The following is a 14,225-nucleotide window of genomic DNA, read 5'->3' as shown; positions in this document are numbered from 1 at the left end:
TTCAGTCTTCCCCGCAGTCCCGCCTGCCTTCTTTACGGCAGGCCTTGCGCGCGGCTTCTTCCTGACGGCGTATCTCCCGCCCGCGATTGCGGTCTGCCTCGTCCTGGCTCGTCGTCATCCAGTCCGCCGCCTTGGCCCCAGCCTTGACCGGCGCGGTGACGACCTTGCCGACCGTGCTGACACAGCCTGCAAGCACGACGGCGAGGCCTGCGCCCAACAGCGCGCGCGGCATCATCCCGCCAGCCTGTCGGAGAATTTCTTACGTAGTTTCTGAAGCTTGGGAGGGATAACAGCCATGCAATAGGGGTTCCGATCGCCCGATCGGTTCCAGTAATCCTGATGATAGCCCTCAGCAGGATACCACTCGGCCAGCGGCTCGATCGTGGTCACGATCGGCATCGCCCAGTCGGCTTGCGCACGCTCTATCCCCGCCCGCGCCGCTTCCCCCTGCGCAGCGTCATGCGGGAAGATGGCGGAGCGATATTGCGTGCCGATGTCGTTGCCCTGGCGGTTCAGCTGCGTCGGGTCATGCGTGGCGAAAAAGATGTCGAGCAGGTCGTCATAGCTGATGATAGCGGGATCGAAGCGGATGCGGATCGCCTCGGCGTGGCCGGTACGACCGCTGCACACCTCCTCATAGCTAGGGTTGACGGTAGTGCCGCCGATATAGCCGCTCTCGACCCCAATGACGCCCGCGAGCTGAAGGAACACGGCCTCCGTGCACCAGAAACAGCCGCCTGCGAATGTCGCGACTTCCTCAGCCATTGCCGTTCTTCATAGCTTGGTACTTCTCCCGCTCTTCGGCGACCAGTTCCTTGCGTGAAAGCTTGCCGACCAGCGTTTTCGGCAGGCTCTCGCGTATTTCCACCGACACCACCTTCTCGTGCTTGCCAACCTGAGGGTTGAGCCACGCCTGCAGCTCCTCACCGCTCGCCTCGGTCCCTTCGCGCAATGCAACGAACGCTTTAGGACTTTCGCCGCGATAGGCATCGGGAATGCCGATGACCAGTGCCTCCTTCACGGCCGGGTGCCGGTAAAGCACCGCCTCGACCTGGCTGGGGAAAACCTTGAAGCCGCCGACGGTGATCATGTCCTTGATCCGGTCGACGATGCGGATATAGCCCTCTTCGTCTATTGTCGCGACATCTCCGGTGCGGAGATAGCCATTGACGAAAACATCCTTGTCCGCATCCGGCCGCCGCCAATACCCCTTCATCACCTGCGGGCCGGAAAAGGCGAGCTCGCCCGGTTCCCCGGGCAAGGCATCGCGGGTCGGGTCCTCCCGGTCGAGCAGCTTGACGCGCGTGCCCGGCATCGGGTGACCGATGGTGCCGAATTTGGTGCCGCCCTCATAAGGGTTGGAGCTGACCACGCCGCTGCTCTCGGTCAGGCCATAGCCTTCTACAATGCGCGCGCCTGTGGCCTCCTCGAACCGCAGTTTCAGCTCCTGCGGCAGGGGGGCGCCACCGGAAATGCAGACCTGGAGCGAAGAGAGATCCGCGCCATGCAGCGCCGGGCTGTCGAGCATGGCCTGATACATGGTCGGCACGCCGAACATCAGCGGCGCGTGGGTGCGCTCTATCGCGTCCATCACCTGCTTGGGGTTGAACCGGGGCAGCAGCACCATCTCCCCGCCGCGCGCAACCGTGCGGTTCAACACGCAGGTATTGGCAAAGACATGAAACAGCGGGAGCGCGCCGATGGCCCGGTCATGTTCTGGCGGCTCAGGATCGCACAAAGCCACCTGACGCGCGTTGGCAGTGAGGTTCTGGTGCGTCAGCATGGCGCCCTTGGGCGTGCCGGTGGTGCCGCCGGTATATTGCAGCAGAGCTATGTCGTTCACCGCATCGATCGGCACCGGCAGGCAATCGCCATCATTGTCGATCAAGCTGGAAAAGCGGGTGATGCGCCGGTCACCGTCTGGCACCTCGGCCTCTTCTTCGCTCTTGAACAGCCGGTAGAGCAGCGACTTGCCGACGGGCAACGCGCCCGCGATGGAGCCGACGACCAGATGCTCAAGGCAACTCTGATTCAACACCTCCACCGCGCGGGGGAACAACGCCTTGGCCGAGAGGGTGAACAGCAGCTTGGTGCCGCTGTCCTCCGCCTGATATTTCAGCTCCTCCACCGTGTAGAGCGGCGAGAAGTTGACCACAATCGCGCCCATCATCATCGCGCCATAATAAGCGGCGACATAATGCGGCACATTGGGCAGGAACAGCCCGACACGGTCACCCCGGCGGACATCAAGCTCCACCAGTCCGCGGGCCACCTTGCAGGCACCCAGCGCCACGTCGGCATAACTGAACTTGCGACCCATGAAATCTATCGCAGGCGCCAGCGGCGTTTCTTCCGCCTTTTTCAGCAGCATATCGGGAAGGGACATCGGCTCAAAAGCAGTGTCCCAAGCGACGGGGTGGCTATAACACTCCCGCCAAATCGGCATATCGCTCTCCATGGCTGCCAATCTACAGGAAGAAGGTTAACACACAAAGGCAATAAATGATCGGGGCGGTTGCGGCGCGCCGGGGCTTGCGCGCCACCCCTCAGAGGAGATAGCGCAGGCTGATCGTGATGCTGCTGTGACCGGACAGGTTGAGCTGTGCTTCCTCGAAACGCGGCGCGCGCGGGCGGAAAGGCGGATTGCCCGAAAAGCCATATCCTTCGCGCGGGATACCGACGAAGCTGTCCATGCGCCCGTTGCCGTTGGCATCGTGAAAGACGCTGACGGCGAGCGGCCCCTCCGGCAGATCCGCCAGATGAAAACGCAGATGGCCGCGCCCCGCAGGAGCGGAAGTGGACCGGATGACAGACGCTCCGCAATCGGGAAAGCCCGAGCGCGGCGGACATAGCGCGAGCCGCACCACGCCTTGCGCGGAGCGGATGCCCGTGATCTCGATATCCAGCGCGCCGGAACCCGCGGGCGTAGGCGATGCGGAACCGGAAAGCGCCAGCGCCATCAAGGGCAGTGCGCAGACTGTGAGCAGGCGGGCGGCAGGAAGCATCGCGCCTCGTTACAATGCCCGGCGGCCCAAGGAAAGAGTGCTGGTTGCGGGGCACGCACCTCCCCTCCTCCCCAAAGTACATGTCTTGCCGCTTGGTTTGCTTGCCAGCAAAGGATAAGACCCCCTTGATGACGCGCGAGCTTCCTCTGGTGATTGTCGGCGGCGGGCTGGCGGGGGCGCTGGCGGCGCTGCGGCTGGCGGCGCGGCGGCCGGACATTCCGCTGTTGCTGATCGAGGGCGGGGCAAGCTTTGGCGGCAATCATGTCTGGTCGTTCTTCGACAGCGATGTGCCGCCGGGCGCGGGCGATCTGGTCGAGGCGCTCGCCCCGGTACGCTGGCCGCGCCACCGCGTGGCCTTTGAAGGGCGCGAGCGCATGCTTCCCATGGCTTATAACGCGACCAATGCGGCGGCGCTCGATGCGCTGGTGCGGGCGCGGCTGCCCGAGGCGGCTTACTGGCTGAACACAGAGGTGACGAGGGTAGAGACAGACGCCGTGACGCTTGGCACCGGCGAGCGGATTGCGGCGCGCGCGGTGATCGACGCGCGCGGGCCGGACGGGCCGATGCCGGGGCTGGAGCTGGGGTGGCAGAAGTTCGTCGGCATCGAATTCGCGGCGCGCGCGCCGGAGCCGGACTGCGCCACGGTGATGGACGCGCGGCTGCCGCAGATAGACGGCTATCGCTTTGTCTATGTGCTGCCGCTGAGCGCCGAGACGGTGCTGGTGGAGGACACTTACTATAGCAACACGCCCGATCTTGATGTGGGCCAAGTGGCGGATCGCGTACGGGCGCTGGCGCATGCGCGCGGGCTTTCGGGCGAAGAAGTGCGGCAGGAGACGGGCGTGCTGCCGATCCTGATCGGCGGCGATCCCGATCTGTTTTGGCCGGAGAATGACCCGATAGCGCGGCTGGGCCTGCGCGGTGGATTTTTTCATGCGACGACGGGCTATTCCTTCGGGCTGGCGCTGCGGCTGGCGGAGGAGCTGTCTGTCCTGCCCGGCCCACTCGACGGCGCGCAGCTGGCGCGGTGGACGCGCGCGCGCTTCATGGCGCACTGGCGGGAGAGCGGCTATTTCCGGCTGTTGAACCGCATGCTGTTCCATGCCGCCAAACCGGAGGAGCGCCACCTCATCTTCGCGCATTTCTATCGCCTCTCTCCGGAACGGATCGGGCGGTTTTATGCGGGTGCGCTCACCGCCTCGGACAAGCTCGCCATCCTGACCGGCAAGCCGCCGGTCTCGATAGCGGCGGCGGTGCGGGCGCTGATGGGCAGCGGAAGATGACGCAAGCCGATCGCGCCGCGCTGGTGCAGGCCGCCTATCAGAGCATCGCGCGCGGATCTCAGAGCTTTGCGGCGGCGAGCAGGCTGTTCGCGCCGATGACGCGCGAGCGGGCATGGCTGCTCTATGCCTGGTGCCGCGCGGCGGATGACATGACCGATGGGCAGGAACTGGGCGGCGCTGCTGCGGCGGTGCAGGACGACGCGGGCGAGGCTCATATGCGGCTGGTGGCGTTGACCGACGCCGCGCTCACCAGCGATGCGGCGGTTCCGACACCGTTCGCGGCGCTGCGCCTCGTTGCGCGCGAAACACAGATGCCCCGCGCCTTCATCGACGACCATATCGCCGGGTTCGCGCTCGATGCGGCGGACTGGCGGCCGGAGAGCGAGGACGACCTGCTGCGCTATTGCTATCATGTCGCGGGCAGCGTGGGCTGCATGATGGCGGTGGTGATGGGCGTCGATCCGGCCGAGCGGGAGGTGCTCGATCGCGCGTCAGACCTCGGGCTGGCGTTTCAGCTTGCCAATATCGCGCGCGACATCGTGCCCGATGCGCTGGCCGGGCGCTGTTATCTGCCGGCACAATGGCTGGAGGCGGAGGGACTGGCCGAGGCGGACATCCACCTGCCCCGGCATCGACCCAGGCTGGCGCGGATGGCGCAACGGCTGGTGGAGCTGTCTCGCCCCTATCGTGCATCGGCGCGGATCGGCGCGGCGCATCTTGCGCCCCGTTCGCGCCTCGCCGTGCTGGCGGCGGACGCGATTTACGGCGCGATCGGCGAGCGCGTGGTGCAACGGGAGACGAGCGCGTGGGACGAGCGGGTGCGCACTGGCGCTGCCGCCAAGCTGGCGCTGTTTGCTGGCGCCCTGATGCGCGCGCCCTTCACGCCTGCCTACACCCTGCGCACCGGCCTCTGGACGCGGCCGGGTTAGGTGCCGGGCTCCCGCAGCCGCGCCTCACCCGACTGTTTGAGCGCCGCTTTCAGGGCGTCAACCGGCGGGGCATAGAGGAAGCCGAAGCTCACCGTGCCGCGCTTGCTCTCGACCGCATGATGCAGCCGGTGGGCCTGCACGATGCGCTTGAAATAGCGCGAGCGCGGCACGATGCGGTGCGGCAGGCGCTGGTGCACGATCCAGTCGTGAAAGCCGAAATAGATCATGCCATAGCCCGCAATGCCTGCGCCCACCGCCGTCGCACCATCGCCCCAGCCGCCACGAACACCCAAGTATATCAATAGGATGGAGGGCACAGCGAAGATGACGGCGTAAAAGTCGTTCCACTCGAACGGCCCGGTGCGTGCACGGTGGTGGCTGGCGTGCAGGAACCAGCCCGGCCCATGCATCACCCAGCGGTGCATGGCATAGGCGAACAGCTCCATGGCGGCGACCGTGCCAAGGAAGATCAGGATGAGGGTGGCGGTATGCATGGCCGAGACTATAGCGGAGGAGCGCCCGTCACACCATAAGGCTTGCGGTCGCCTTGGCGCTGCCGACGACGCCGGGTATCCCCGCGCCGGGATGGGTCCCCGCGCCGACGAAATAAAGATTGCCGAAATGATCATCGCGGTTGTGGCCGCGAAACCAGGCGCTTTGCGTCAGTATCGGTTCGAGGCTGAACGCACTGCCGAGATGCGCGCCGAGATCGTCGGAGAAATCCTGCGGGGTATAGTGGAAACAATGGTCCAGACGCTCGTACAGGTCCGGGATCAGCAGGTCTCGCACCCGGTTCAACACGACCTCGCGATAGCGCGGCCCCTCGCGCGCCCAGTCCACCGGCGCGCGGCCCATATGCGGCACCGGGGCGAGCGCATAGAGGGCGGATTTGCCGGGCGGCGCCATATAGGGGTCGGTGGCGCAGGGGTTGTGGAGGTAGAGCGACGGGTCTGGGGGGAGTATGCCACTCTTGTAAATATCGTTGAGCAACGGGCCGTAACGATCTGAAAACAATATGCTATGATGAGCAACATCCGGGAAGGTGCCGTTCAGCCCGAAGTGAACCACGAACAGGCTGGGCGAGAAACGCTTGCGCTTCAGCGCGCGCACCCTGCCTTGCGCATAGGATGAACCCTCGATCAGCCCATAGCTGTGAACCAGATCACCATTGCTGGCGATCATGTCTGCTTTGAGCGTACGCCCGGCTGCGGTTTGAACAGCCGTCACGCGCTTGCCTGCATGGATGATGCGCGTCGCCGCCTCGCCCAGCAGCAATTTACCGCCCAGCCGCTTGAACAGCGCGACCATGCCATTCACGAGCGCGTTGGTGCCGCCCTTGGCGAACCACACGCCGCCGTCCTTCTCCAGCGTATGAATGAGCGCGTAGATGCTGCTGGTATGCATCGGGTTGCCGCCCACGAGGAGGGTATGGAATGACAGCGCCTGACGCAGTTTCTCGTTGCTCACGAAGCTGGAGACCATGGAATAGACCGAGCGCCAGGCCTGACGCCGGGCGAGCGCGGGGGCGGCCTTCAGCATACTCCCGAAATCGAGGAACGGCACGGCGCCGAGCTTGACATAGCCTTCCTCATACACCGCTCGCGAATAGTCGAGAAACCGCGCGTATCCGGCGACATCGGCGGGGTCGAGCCGCGCAATTTCGGCATTCAGCTGGGTAGCGTCGTTGGAATAATCGAAGGCCGTCCCGTCGTTCCACAACAGACGATAAAAAGGCTGGACGGGCAGCAGCGTCACATCATCAGCCATGCGGCTGCCGGATAGTGCCCATAATTCCTCGAGGCACGGCGGGTCCGTCACCACGGTCGGCCCGGCATCGAAGGTGTAGCCCGCTTCCTTCCAGACATAGGCGCGGCCGCCCGGACGGTCTCGCGCCTCGACGATCGTGGTGGCGATTCCCGCGCTCTGGAGCCGGATGGCCAGCGCCAGCCCACCGAACCCGGATCCTATGACGACGGCTGACTTTTGACTGGGCATGAAGATCAATACACTTTCGTCACAGGCATCTCCGACCCCGGCAGATAGGGATCGATCACACCTGTGCAACCTGCCCCTAGGGGTGGGTGTTCCGCAGGTATCGGGCGTTGCATGCTAACGCCTGAAAAAGAGGATGCCAGAAGTTTGACAGGAAGCAGGCGCATATTTGACAGGAAGCAGGCGCATATGAGTATCGGCACTCAGGATCAGCGGCGCGTGCTGCTCGCCAACCCGCGCGGATTCTGCGCGGGCGTGGAGCGCGCGATCGATGCGGTCGAGCAGGCGCTGTCGCTGCACGGAGCGCCGGTTTATGTGCGGCGCGCGATCGTCCACAACCGCGAGGTCGTATCCCGGCTGGAGGCGCTCGGCGCGGTGTTCGTGCAGGAGGTGGACGAAATTCCTGCCGGAGCGATGGCGATCCTTTCCGCCCATGGCAGCGCCCGTGCGGTCAAGCACGCGGCGCATAACCGCAATCTGCGCGTGGTGGACGCCGTCTGCCCGCTCGTGGCGAAGGTGCATGCCGAGGTGGAGGCATGGTATCGCGCCGGGCGCCATGTGCTGCTGATCGGCCATCAGGGGCACCCCGAGATTGTCGGCACGCTGGGCCAGCTGCCCGCAGGCGCGATTTCCCTTGTTACCCATCCGCAGGATCTGGATGTGCTCGACCTCGCGCCCAACAGCGCGGTTGCTTTTGCAGTGCAGACGACCTTCGCTGCGGGCGACGCCGAGGAAATGATAGCCGCGATCCGTGCGCGCTTCACGGATTGCGCGGCCCCCCGCGCGAGCGACATCTGCTACGCCACCACGAACCGCCAGCGCGCGATCTCCGCAATCGCGCCCCAGGCGGACCTCGTGCTGGTGGTGGGGGACACGATGTCCTCCAACGCGCGGCGGCTGGTGGAGGTGGCATTAAGCGCCGGTTGCCCGCAAGCGCGGCTGGTGGCCACCGCACGCGACCTGCCGGTGGATTTGATCGCACGCGCCGGGGTGATCGGCCTCACTGCCGCCGCCTCGACACCCGAGACAGCGGTGCGTGGGGTGTGCGATGCGCTGGTCGACCAAGGCTTCGCGCTGGAGGAAACGGATGGCGCGCCCGAGCGGGTGCGGTTCCGCCCGGCCGGGCTCGAGCCGCTGAGCACGCCGGGCGATTCGGGATCGCTGGAGGATCGGCTCTCGCGCCTGCGGGCCGACCTCGATGCCGTACTCGAAAGCGCCATCGGCCAGAGTGACACGCGCAACCGCCGGCTGGCCGACGCCATGCGCTATGCCGTCACCGGCGCGGGCAAAAGGTTTCGTGCGCTGCTCGTCGCCTCCGTCGCGGATCTGGTCGGCGGATCCTATGCCCACGCGCTGCGCATCGGCGCGGCCATCGAGTGCGTGCACGCGCAATCGCTGGTGCACGATGACCTGCCCTGCATGGATGACGACGATCTGCGCCGGGGCAAGCCGACGCTGCACCGCAAGTTCGACGAGGCTACGGCGGTGCTGGCCGGCGATGCGCTGCTCGCGCTCGCGTTTGAAATTCTGGCGGACGAGGCCACCCACCCCGACGGCGCACTGAGGGCGCGTCTGGTGCTCTCACTTGCCCGTGCTGTAGGGCAAGACGGGCTTGCGGGTGGGCAGATGATGGACCTCCATCCTCCGCCCCACCCGACCGCGCAGGATGTTTTCGAATGCGAGGCGCGCAAGACCGGCGCGCTGATCCGGTTCGCGGTCGAAGCGGGCGCAATGCTTGGCCCCTGCACGGAGCAGGAGCGCGAGAAGCTGCTCCGGTTCGCCGAAAATCTGGGGCTGGTGTTCCAGATCCGCGACGACATGCTCGACAGCGTGGGTGACCCGTCGGTCGTCGGCAAGGCCCTGCGGAAAGACGGGGCGGCCGGCCGCCAGAGCGCAACCAACACACTCGGCCTGGATGGCGCGGCGCGCAAGGCAAGCATGCTGGAAGACGCCTGCCACCATGCCCTTGAGGCATTGGGGCCAAAGGCGATGCCGCTGCACGACCTCGCCCGCTTCGCCGTCCGCCGAATGCACTGACGGGGGCAGACTCGCGGTTAAAAGCCCGCCTCGATGGCGGTGCGGATCGCCTCCGCCACGGTACGCACGTTGAGCGCGCGCAACATCGCCGCTCGGTGCATCTTCACCGTGCGTTCGGTGACCGACAGCTCATAGGCGATCTGCTTGTTGAGGTGCCCGCGGGTGAGGCCTTCCAGGATCTGGCGCTGCCTGCGGCTCAGCTGTTTGATCAGCGCGAGCGCCTGCGCCTGGCGGCTCTCATTCCCCGCGTCGACCACCATCTGGGAACCCAGGAAATATTCGAGATCGCCCCGATCATCAAACAGCGGCGCGATCATCACGGCGTTGCGAAACGGCGCGCCGTCCTTGCGATAGTTCGTCAGCTCCACCAGAGTCGGGCGCGCCTCCGCGATCGCGGCGCTCAACAGGGCGGTTTGCTCCCACTCGGTCCCCGGCCCGCGCATGAAGCGACAGTTGCGGCCGATCACCTCCTCTCGCGCATAGCCGCTCAGCCGCAGAAAAGCTTCATTGCACGCGATCAACGGGTTATCAGGCAGGCGCGGGTTGCTCACCACCGCCGCGACGGAGCTGTTGAGAATCAGGGATTCGGGAATATTCGGCACAGGCGCGGTTGGCTCCAGTCGGGCAAGCAACGCTACCGCAGGGCGCGCGAGAAATCCATAGCGTGTCAGAAGAACGCCCGGCGGCCGAGCGCGGGGCAATGGTGGGCGCGGTAGGGGATCAATCTCTACATCCTTCGCCTTTCCTTGCCTTCCATTGAACATTGCAAATACGCATGGCTGGCAGATTTCGTCACCGATCGGCTTCTCGGCAATGTGAACGCCGGGTCAGCCGTTGAGGATTAACGATCCAGCTTGATGATGGCGATTTTCTGCTGTCCTACATCCTGCTTTTTTTCATATGCCTCACCGCAACTATGAGGTGATGATCACGAGCCATGCATCTTTTAAATCGCTCAGCCAGAGGGCATTCTCTCACTATCTGAGGACCGGCCGACGCCTTCCCGAAGAAATGTTTATCGAGGAGCAGGGCGTTGAATTGAAGTTCAATCCCTATCATGATCCGCGTAATGGCCAGTTTACCTTCGCGCCGGGTGGAGCCCGGACAGGCTCAGGACACACACCGGGACATGGCCGTCCTCATGCACCAGCAAAGCCAAGAACCTACACCATCCGCAAAGGCGACACGCTCTCCCATATTGCGCGGCGGCACGGCATAAGGACCGACGCACTGGCAGGGGCGAACGGCATCAAGCACCCGGATCATATTCAGGCAGGGCAAACACTGCACATTCCGCAGCATGAGCCGCCACACGAGCCGCCGCACCCCGCTCATCATTCTCCAGGGCCTCCGAAGGCGCAAAGCGATGCAGGCAACAATGACATTCTGGTTGTCGGTAAACGGCCCGCCGAAAATCGGGCGTCAAAAAGTCCGACCCCTCATGTGTGGCCGGTAGCCGGAAATGGCAAACCTGCCAAACACGGGGCCATTGGTCCAAATAAGAAGCCTTATTCAGACGGACGCTACGATCCATCCGGGACACACCGCAATGGGCGACCCCATTATGGTATAGATTTGCCTGCTACATCCGGCGATACCGTCCAAGCCGCAGGCAGCGGAAAGGTGTATTATGTCGGAGTAATTCCCGGCTATGGGAAGACAGTAGCCATACTTCATCCAGATGGGAACGTGTCCATGTATGCACATCTGGATAATTATGGGGATGTCAAGGTCGGCTGGCCTGTTACAAAAGGTGATGCCGTAGGCGTTGTCGGCAACAGCGGAAATGCAGTAAATCACGGAACGCATCTCCATTTCGAAGTGCGAAAATATATCGGCAACGATACTTTGGGCAAGGTTTCCAATGGCGCAAAGCCGATTGATCCGACGCAGTAGGTATTGGGGCATTAAGGTGAAGATTTCAGCCCCAGAGTTGATTGTTGCATGCCTCGCCGTGCTGACAGTGCCTAGCACCGGACATGCTGCCCCTCACTATTATCATCCTCAGAATGACTATGCCGAAGATAATAATCGAGAGGGCATTGCGGTTTCGGTGGACATCGACAGCGGCAGCACGACCCAGACTTATAACGCGCCTCTGAGCAGGGCTGGACTTCCCATCAAAATGAGCCTGACCGCTGATGAAGCCGAGGAGGAATGCGATTACAAAATCGTGTTTCGGGGCAAGCGGTATCGTTTCATTCGTGGCTCGGCCACATGGTCGATGAGGCTCGACAGAAATCTGGAGCTGTTCCTGTTTGATGCCGGGATGGAATACGCTTCCTCGGCAAATTATCTGGATAAACGCTTTCGCTTCTCGGTCATCACCATGCAAAATGGCGCGGCCACAGAGCGGCAATGTGCAATCGTCCCCGGAGATAAACTTGGCTTGCGCAAAGCCGGAAACGCAACTCCGGATAGCATTAAAGTCGTGGTTGAATATATCGTGCAGCGCATTGGCAGCGGCCAGCTATCCGCAAAAGATTATAACTGCACCCCGGCGCAGGCAGTACCGGCGATGGATACCAGCCGCTTTGATGGCCGGAGGCAGAGAAGCCTTGCGCCATAAATTTTTCAAAAACGGAAACGGAATAGGCGATTTTGCCCCCTCCCCCGGCAACCCCTGGTAAATTCCGAAATTCCTACCGCTCAGTCCGGCAATCCACCCGCAAAGTGAGCCGCCCTTCGCCGCTTCATCGACGGCAGAATGTGGGGATTTATCATCCCGCTCAGTGGGGATATGGTGGGGTGGATTCCGGAGCAGTCTTTCAATAGCCTATAACATATTGAAAAGACTGGTGGGCGCGGTAGGGATTGAACCTACGACCCCACCCGTGTGAAGGGTGTGCTCTACCACTGAGCTACGCGCCCCGGAAAGGGAAGCAGCGCATTGGCATTGGCCGGGGCGGCTGTCAAGCCACGCGCAGTCCGTGTTGACGCAATCTTGAACACGCGCCCGCGCCCGCCCATATGGCGGAGCATGAACGCATCTTCCTCCTCCGCCGGGATGCCGCAATGGCACGGCACCACCATCCTCTCCGTACGCAAAAATGGCCGGGTCGTCGTCGCCGGAGACGGCCAGGTCAGCATGGGGCCGACGATCATGAAGCCCAACGCCCGCAAGGTGCGCCGCCTGCACGACGGCTCCGTCATCGGCGGGTTCGCGGGCGCGACGGCAGACGCCTTCACACTGTTCGAGCGGCTGGAGTCGAAGCTTGAGCGCCACAACGGCCAGCTAATGCGCGCGGCGGTGGAGCTGGCGAAGGACTGGCGCACGGACAAATATCTTCGCAATCTTGAGGCGATGATGGCGGTGGCGGACAAGGACGTCACGCTGATCCTGACCGGCAATGGCGACGTGCTCGAACCCGTGGACGGCATCGCCGCGATCGGCTCGGGCGGCAATTTCGCGCTCTCCGCCGCGCGGGCGCTGATGGACTATGAGGAAGACGCCGAAACGCTGGCGCGCAAGGCGATGAAGATCGCTGCCGAGCTGTGCGTCTATACCAATGACAGCGTGACCCTGGAGGCGCTGGATAGCGCCGCCTGACACTATCTATTTATTCGAAGAGATATACCCAATGAACCCTGCCCTCACCCCCAAGGCGATTGTCGCCGCGCTCGACGAGCACATCATCGGCCAGAAAGACGCCAAGCGCGCAGTCGCCGTCGCGCTGCGCAACCGCTGGCGCCGGCAGCAGCTCAGCCCCGAGCTGCGCGACGAGGTGACGCCCAAGAACATCCTGATGATCGGCCCCACCGGCTGCGGCAAGACCGAGATTTCGCGCCGCCTCGCCAAGCTGGCGGACGCGCCGTTCGTCAAGGTAGAGGCGACCAAGTTCACCGAGGTCGGCTATGTCGGCCGCGATGTGGAGCAGATCGTGCGCGATCTCGTCGAGGAAGCGGTGCGGCTGGAGCGGGACCGGCGGCGTGAATCCGTGCGCCATGCGGCATCCGAGGCGGCGATGGAGCGGCTCCTGGATGCCCTCACCGGCAAGGAAGCGAGCCAGGCCACCCGCCTCGCCTATCGCGACCGCGTCGAATCCGGCCAGATGAACGACGCTGAGGTCGAGATAGAGGTGGCGGATGCGCCCTCCATGCCGCTGGAGATCCCCGGCATGGGCGGGCAGATCGGCATGATCAACCTATCCGACATGATGGGCAAGGCGTTCGGCCAGCAGGCGAAGAAGCGGCGCAAGCTGCGCGTGGCCGATGCATGGGACAAGCTGGTAGAGGAAGAACAGGACAAGCGCCTGGACACCGACGATTTGAACCGCGTCGCCCTGGCTCAGGCGGAGCAGAACGGCATTGTGTTCCTGGATGAGGTCGACAAGATCGCCGTATCGGATGTGCGCGGTGGCTCGGTCAGCCGCGAGGGTGTGCAGCGTGATCTGCTGCCGCTGATCGAGGGCACGACCGTATCGACCAAATATGGCCCGCTGAAAACCGACCATATCCTGTTCATCGCGTCCGGCGCGTTCCATGTTGCAAAGCCGAGCGACCTGCTGCCCGAGTTGCAGGGACGCCTGCCGATCCGGGTTGAGCTCAAGGGACTGAGCGAGGAAGATTTCGTGGCGATCCTTTCGGACACCAAGGCGAGCCTTGCCGAGCAATACAAGGCGCTGCTCGCCACCGAGGGCGTGACGATCGACCTGACGACAAGCGGTATCCGCGCGGTGGCGCGCATCGCCGCCGAGGTGAACAGCCAGGTCGAGAATATCGGCGCGCGCAGGCTGCAGACCGTGATGGAGAAGCTGCTGGAGGATGTGAGCTTCGACGCCGAGGACCGCAAGGGCGAGACGCTGACGATTGACGGCGCCTATGTGGATGCGCAGCTATCGAGCATCTCGCGCAACACGGATTTGAGCAAATATATCCTCTGACGCTGAAGCGCGGCGTGCTCCGTTGAAATATTGCGGGGTTCAGGTCGCGCTTTCCGATGTTCGTTCTTTACGTCTGGCCGCCATCGACGACCATGA

Annotated in this window: 15 protein-coding genes and 1 tRNA gene; 8 read left to right on the top strand and 8 right to left on the bottom strand. The window is 63.7% G+C overall.

Annotation, left to right across the window (positions count from 1 at the left end):
- Nucleotide 1: 1 nt before the first annotated feature.
- The 4 genes from OOT33_RS02730 to OOT33_RS02715 form a co-directional block, all read right to left on the bottom strand.
- A complete protein-coding gene (locus OOT33_RS02730) occupies nt 2–235 on the bottom strand; it encodes a hypothetical protein (protein WP_307748445.1) in 234 nt (77 codons plus the stop codon).
- A complete protein-coding gene (gene msrA / locus OOT33_RS02725) occupies nt 232–765 on the bottom strand; it encodes a peptide-methionine (S)-S-oxide reductase MsrA (protein ID WP_307748444.1) in 534 nt (177 codons plus the stop codon). The genes OOT33_RS02730 and msrA overlap by 4 nt, the downstream gene beginning before the upstream one ends.
- Entirely contained in the window at nt 758–2,458 is a 1,701-nt protein-coding gene (locus OOT33_RS02720) for an AMP-binding protein (RefSeq protein ID WP_307748443.1), read from the bottom strand. The genes msrA and OOT33_RS02720 overlap by 8 nt, the downstream gene beginning before the upstream one ends.
- 88 nt (nt 2,459–2,546) lie before the next feature.
- Nucleotides 2,547–3,005, bottom strand: coding sequence for a DUF2141 domain-containing protein (locus OOT33_RS02715; RefSeq protein WP_307748442.1), 459 nt, complete (start codon nt 3,003–3,005; stop codon nt 2,547–2,549).
- 128 nt (nt 3,006–3,133) lie between these two features.
- On the opposite strand from OOT33_RS02715, the gene crtY reads away from it, so the two are divergent.
- On the top strand, nt 3,134–4,288 hold the full coding sequence (crtY, locus tag OOT33_RS02710) for a lycopene beta-cyclase CrtY (protein WP_307748441.1): 1,155 nt from the start codon (nt 3,134–3,136) through the stop codon (nt 4,286–4,288).
- A complete protein-coding gene (locus OOT33_RS02705) occupies nt 4,285–5,217 on the top strand; it encodes a squalene/phytoene synthase family protein (RefSeq protein ID WP_307748440.1) in 933 nt (310 codons plus the stop codon). Before crtY ends, OOT33_RS02705 begins: the two co-directional genes overlap by 4 nt.
- Here the strand turns inward: OOT33_RS02705 and OOT33_RS02700 are convergent.
- Together OOT33_RS02700 and OOT33_RS02695 are read right to left on the bottom strand one after the other, a co-directional pair.
- On the bottom strand, nt 5,214–5,711 hold the full coding sequence (locus tag OOT33_RS02700) for a sterol desaturase family protein (RefSeq protein ID WP_307748439.1): 498 nt from the start codon (nt 5,709–5,711) through the stop codon (nt 5,214–5,216). The genes OOT33_RS02705 and OOT33_RS02700 overlap by 4 nt on opposite strands.
- Nucleotides 5,712–5,739: 28 nt before the next feature.
- Nucleotides 5,740–7,212: a phytoene desaturase family protein gene (locus tag OOT33_RS02695; protein WP_307748438.1), complete on the bottom strand. Its 1,473-nt coding sequence runs from the start codon at nt 7,210–7,212 to the stop codon at nt 5,740–5,742.
- 186 nt (nt 7,213–7,398) lie between these two features.
- Between OOT33_RS02695 and ispH the strand changes: the two genes are divergently transcribed.
- Nucleotides 7,399–9,246: a 4-hydroxy-3-methylbut-2-enyl diphosphate reductase gene (gene ispH, locus OOT33_RS02690; protein WP_307748437.1), complete on the top strand. Its 1,848-nt coding sequence runs from the start codon at nt 7,399–7,401 to the stop codon at nt 9,244–9,246.
- A gap of 17 nt (nt 9,247–9,263) precedes the next feature.
- Here ispH and OOT33_RS02685 read toward each other — a convergent pair whose 3' ends face one another.
- Complete coding sequence (locus tag OOT33_RS02685) at nt 9,264–9,848, bottom strand: LuxR C-terminal-related transcriptional regulator (RefSeq protein ID WP_307748436.1); 585 nt, start codon at nt 9,846–9,848, stop codon at nt 9,264–9,266.
- Nucleotides 9,849–9,969: 121 nt separating this feature from the next.
- Between OOT33_RS02685 and OOT33_RS17850 the strand changes: the two genes are divergently transcribed.
- The 3 genes from OOT33_RS17850 to OOT33_RS02675 all read left to right on the top strand — a co-directional run bounded on the left by OOT33_RS17850 (nt 9,970) and on the right by OOT33_RS02675 (nt 11,815).
- Nucleotides 9,970–10,065: a DUF6065 family protein gene (locus OOT33_RS17850; protein WP_373690517.1), complete on the top strand. Its 96-nt coding sequence runs from the start codon at nt 9,970–9,972 to the stop codon at nt 10,063–10,065.
- A 105-nt stretch (nt 10,066–10,170) separates the two neighbouring features.
- Nucleotides 10,171–11,142 (top strand): peptidoglycan DD-metalloendopeptidase family protein, encoded by a 972-nt coding sequence (locus OOT33_RS02680; RefSeq protein ID WP_307748435.1) that lies wholly within the window; start codon nt 10,171–10,173, stop codon nt 11,140–11,142.
- A gap of 16 nt (nt 11,143–11,158) precedes the next feature.
- Nucleotides 11,159–11,815 carry a hypothetical protein gene (locus tag OOT33_RS02675; RefSeq protein WP_307748434.1) on the top strand — a complete coding sequence of 219 codons (657 nt, stop codon included), beginning with the start codon at nt 11,159–11,161 and terminating at the stop codon, nt 11,813–11,815.
- A gap of 227 nt (nt 11,816–12,042) precedes the next feature.
- On the opposite strand, the gene OOT33_RS02670 is transcribed toward OOT33_RS02675, so the two are convergent.
- Nucleotides 12,043–12,117 (bottom strand) — tRNA-Val (locus tag OOT33_RS02670).
- Between the two features lie 136 nt (nt 12,118–12,253).
- Here OOT33_RS02670 and hslV point away from each other — a divergent pair.
- Entirely contained in the window at nt 12,254–12,796 is a 543-nt protein-coding gene (gene hslV / locus OOT33_RS02665) for an ATP-dependent protease subunit HslV (protein WP_373690516.1), read from the top strand.
- Between the two features lie 31 nt (nt 12,797–12,827).
- Nucleotides 12,828–14,129: an ATP-dependent protease ATPase subunit HslU gene (gene hslU, locus OOT33_RS02660; protein ID WP_307748432.1), complete on the top strand. Its 1,302-nt coding sequence runs from the start codon at nt 12,828–12,830 to the stop codon at nt 14,127–14,129.
- Nucleotides 14,130–14,225 lie beyond the last annotated feature (96 nt).

This window comes from Sphingobium sp. DEHP117, from assembly GCF_030867385.1.
In the GTDB taxonomy this organism is placed as follows: Bacteria; Pseudomonadota; Alphaproteobacteria; order Sphingomonadales; family Sphingomonadaceae; genus Sphingobium.
This window is presented reverse-complemented; position numbering and strand designations above follow the sequence as displayed.

Coding starts and splice junctions, on each gene's coding strand:
- OOT33_RS02695 (WP_307748438.1), bottom strand. CDS start 7,212: ATGCCCAGTCAAAAGTCAGCCGTCGTCATAGGATCCGGGTTCGGTGGG.
- hslU (WP_307748432.1), top strand. CDS start 12,828: ATGAACCCTGCCCTCACCCCCAAGGCGATTGTCGCCGCGCTCGACGAG.
- crtY (WP_307748441.1), top strand. CDS start 3,134: ATGACGCGCGAGCTTCCTCTGGTGATTGTCGGCGGCGGGCTGGCGGGG.
- OOT33_RS02700 (WP_307748439.1), bottom strand. CDS start 5,711: ATGCATACCGCCACCCTCATCCTGATCTTCCTTGGCACGGTCGCCGCC.
- msrA (WP_307748444.1), bottom strand. CDS start 765: ATGGCTGAGGAAGTCGCGACATTCGCAGGCGGCTGTTTCTGGTGCACG.
- OOT33_RS02720 (WP_307748443.1), bottom strand. CDS start 2,458: ATGGAGAGCGATATGCCGATTTGGCGGGAGTGTTATAGCCACCCCGTC.
- hslV (WP_373690516.1), top strand. CDS start 12,254: ATGCCGCAATGGCACGGCACCACCATCCTCTCCGTACGCAAAAATGGC.
- ispH (WP_307748437.1), top strand. CDS start 7,399: ATGAGTATCGGCACTCAGGATCAGCGGCGCGTGCTGCTCGCCAACCCG.
- OOT33_RS02715 (WP_307748442.1), bottom strand. CDS start 3,005: ATGCTTCCTGCCGCCCGCCTGCTCACAGTCTGCGCACTGCCCTTGATG.
- OOT33_RS02680 (WP_307748435.1), top strand. CDS start 10,171: ATGATCACGAGCCATGCATCTTTTAAATCGCTCAGCCAGAGGGCATTC.
- OOT33_RS02705 (WP_307748440.1), top strand. CDS start 4,285: ATGACGCAAGCCGATCGCGCCGCGCTGGTGCAGGCCGCCTATCAGAGC.
- OOT33_RS02730 (WP_307748445.1), bottom strand. CDS start 235: ATGATGCCGCGCGCGCTGTTGGGCGCAGGCCTCGCCGTCGTGCTTGCA.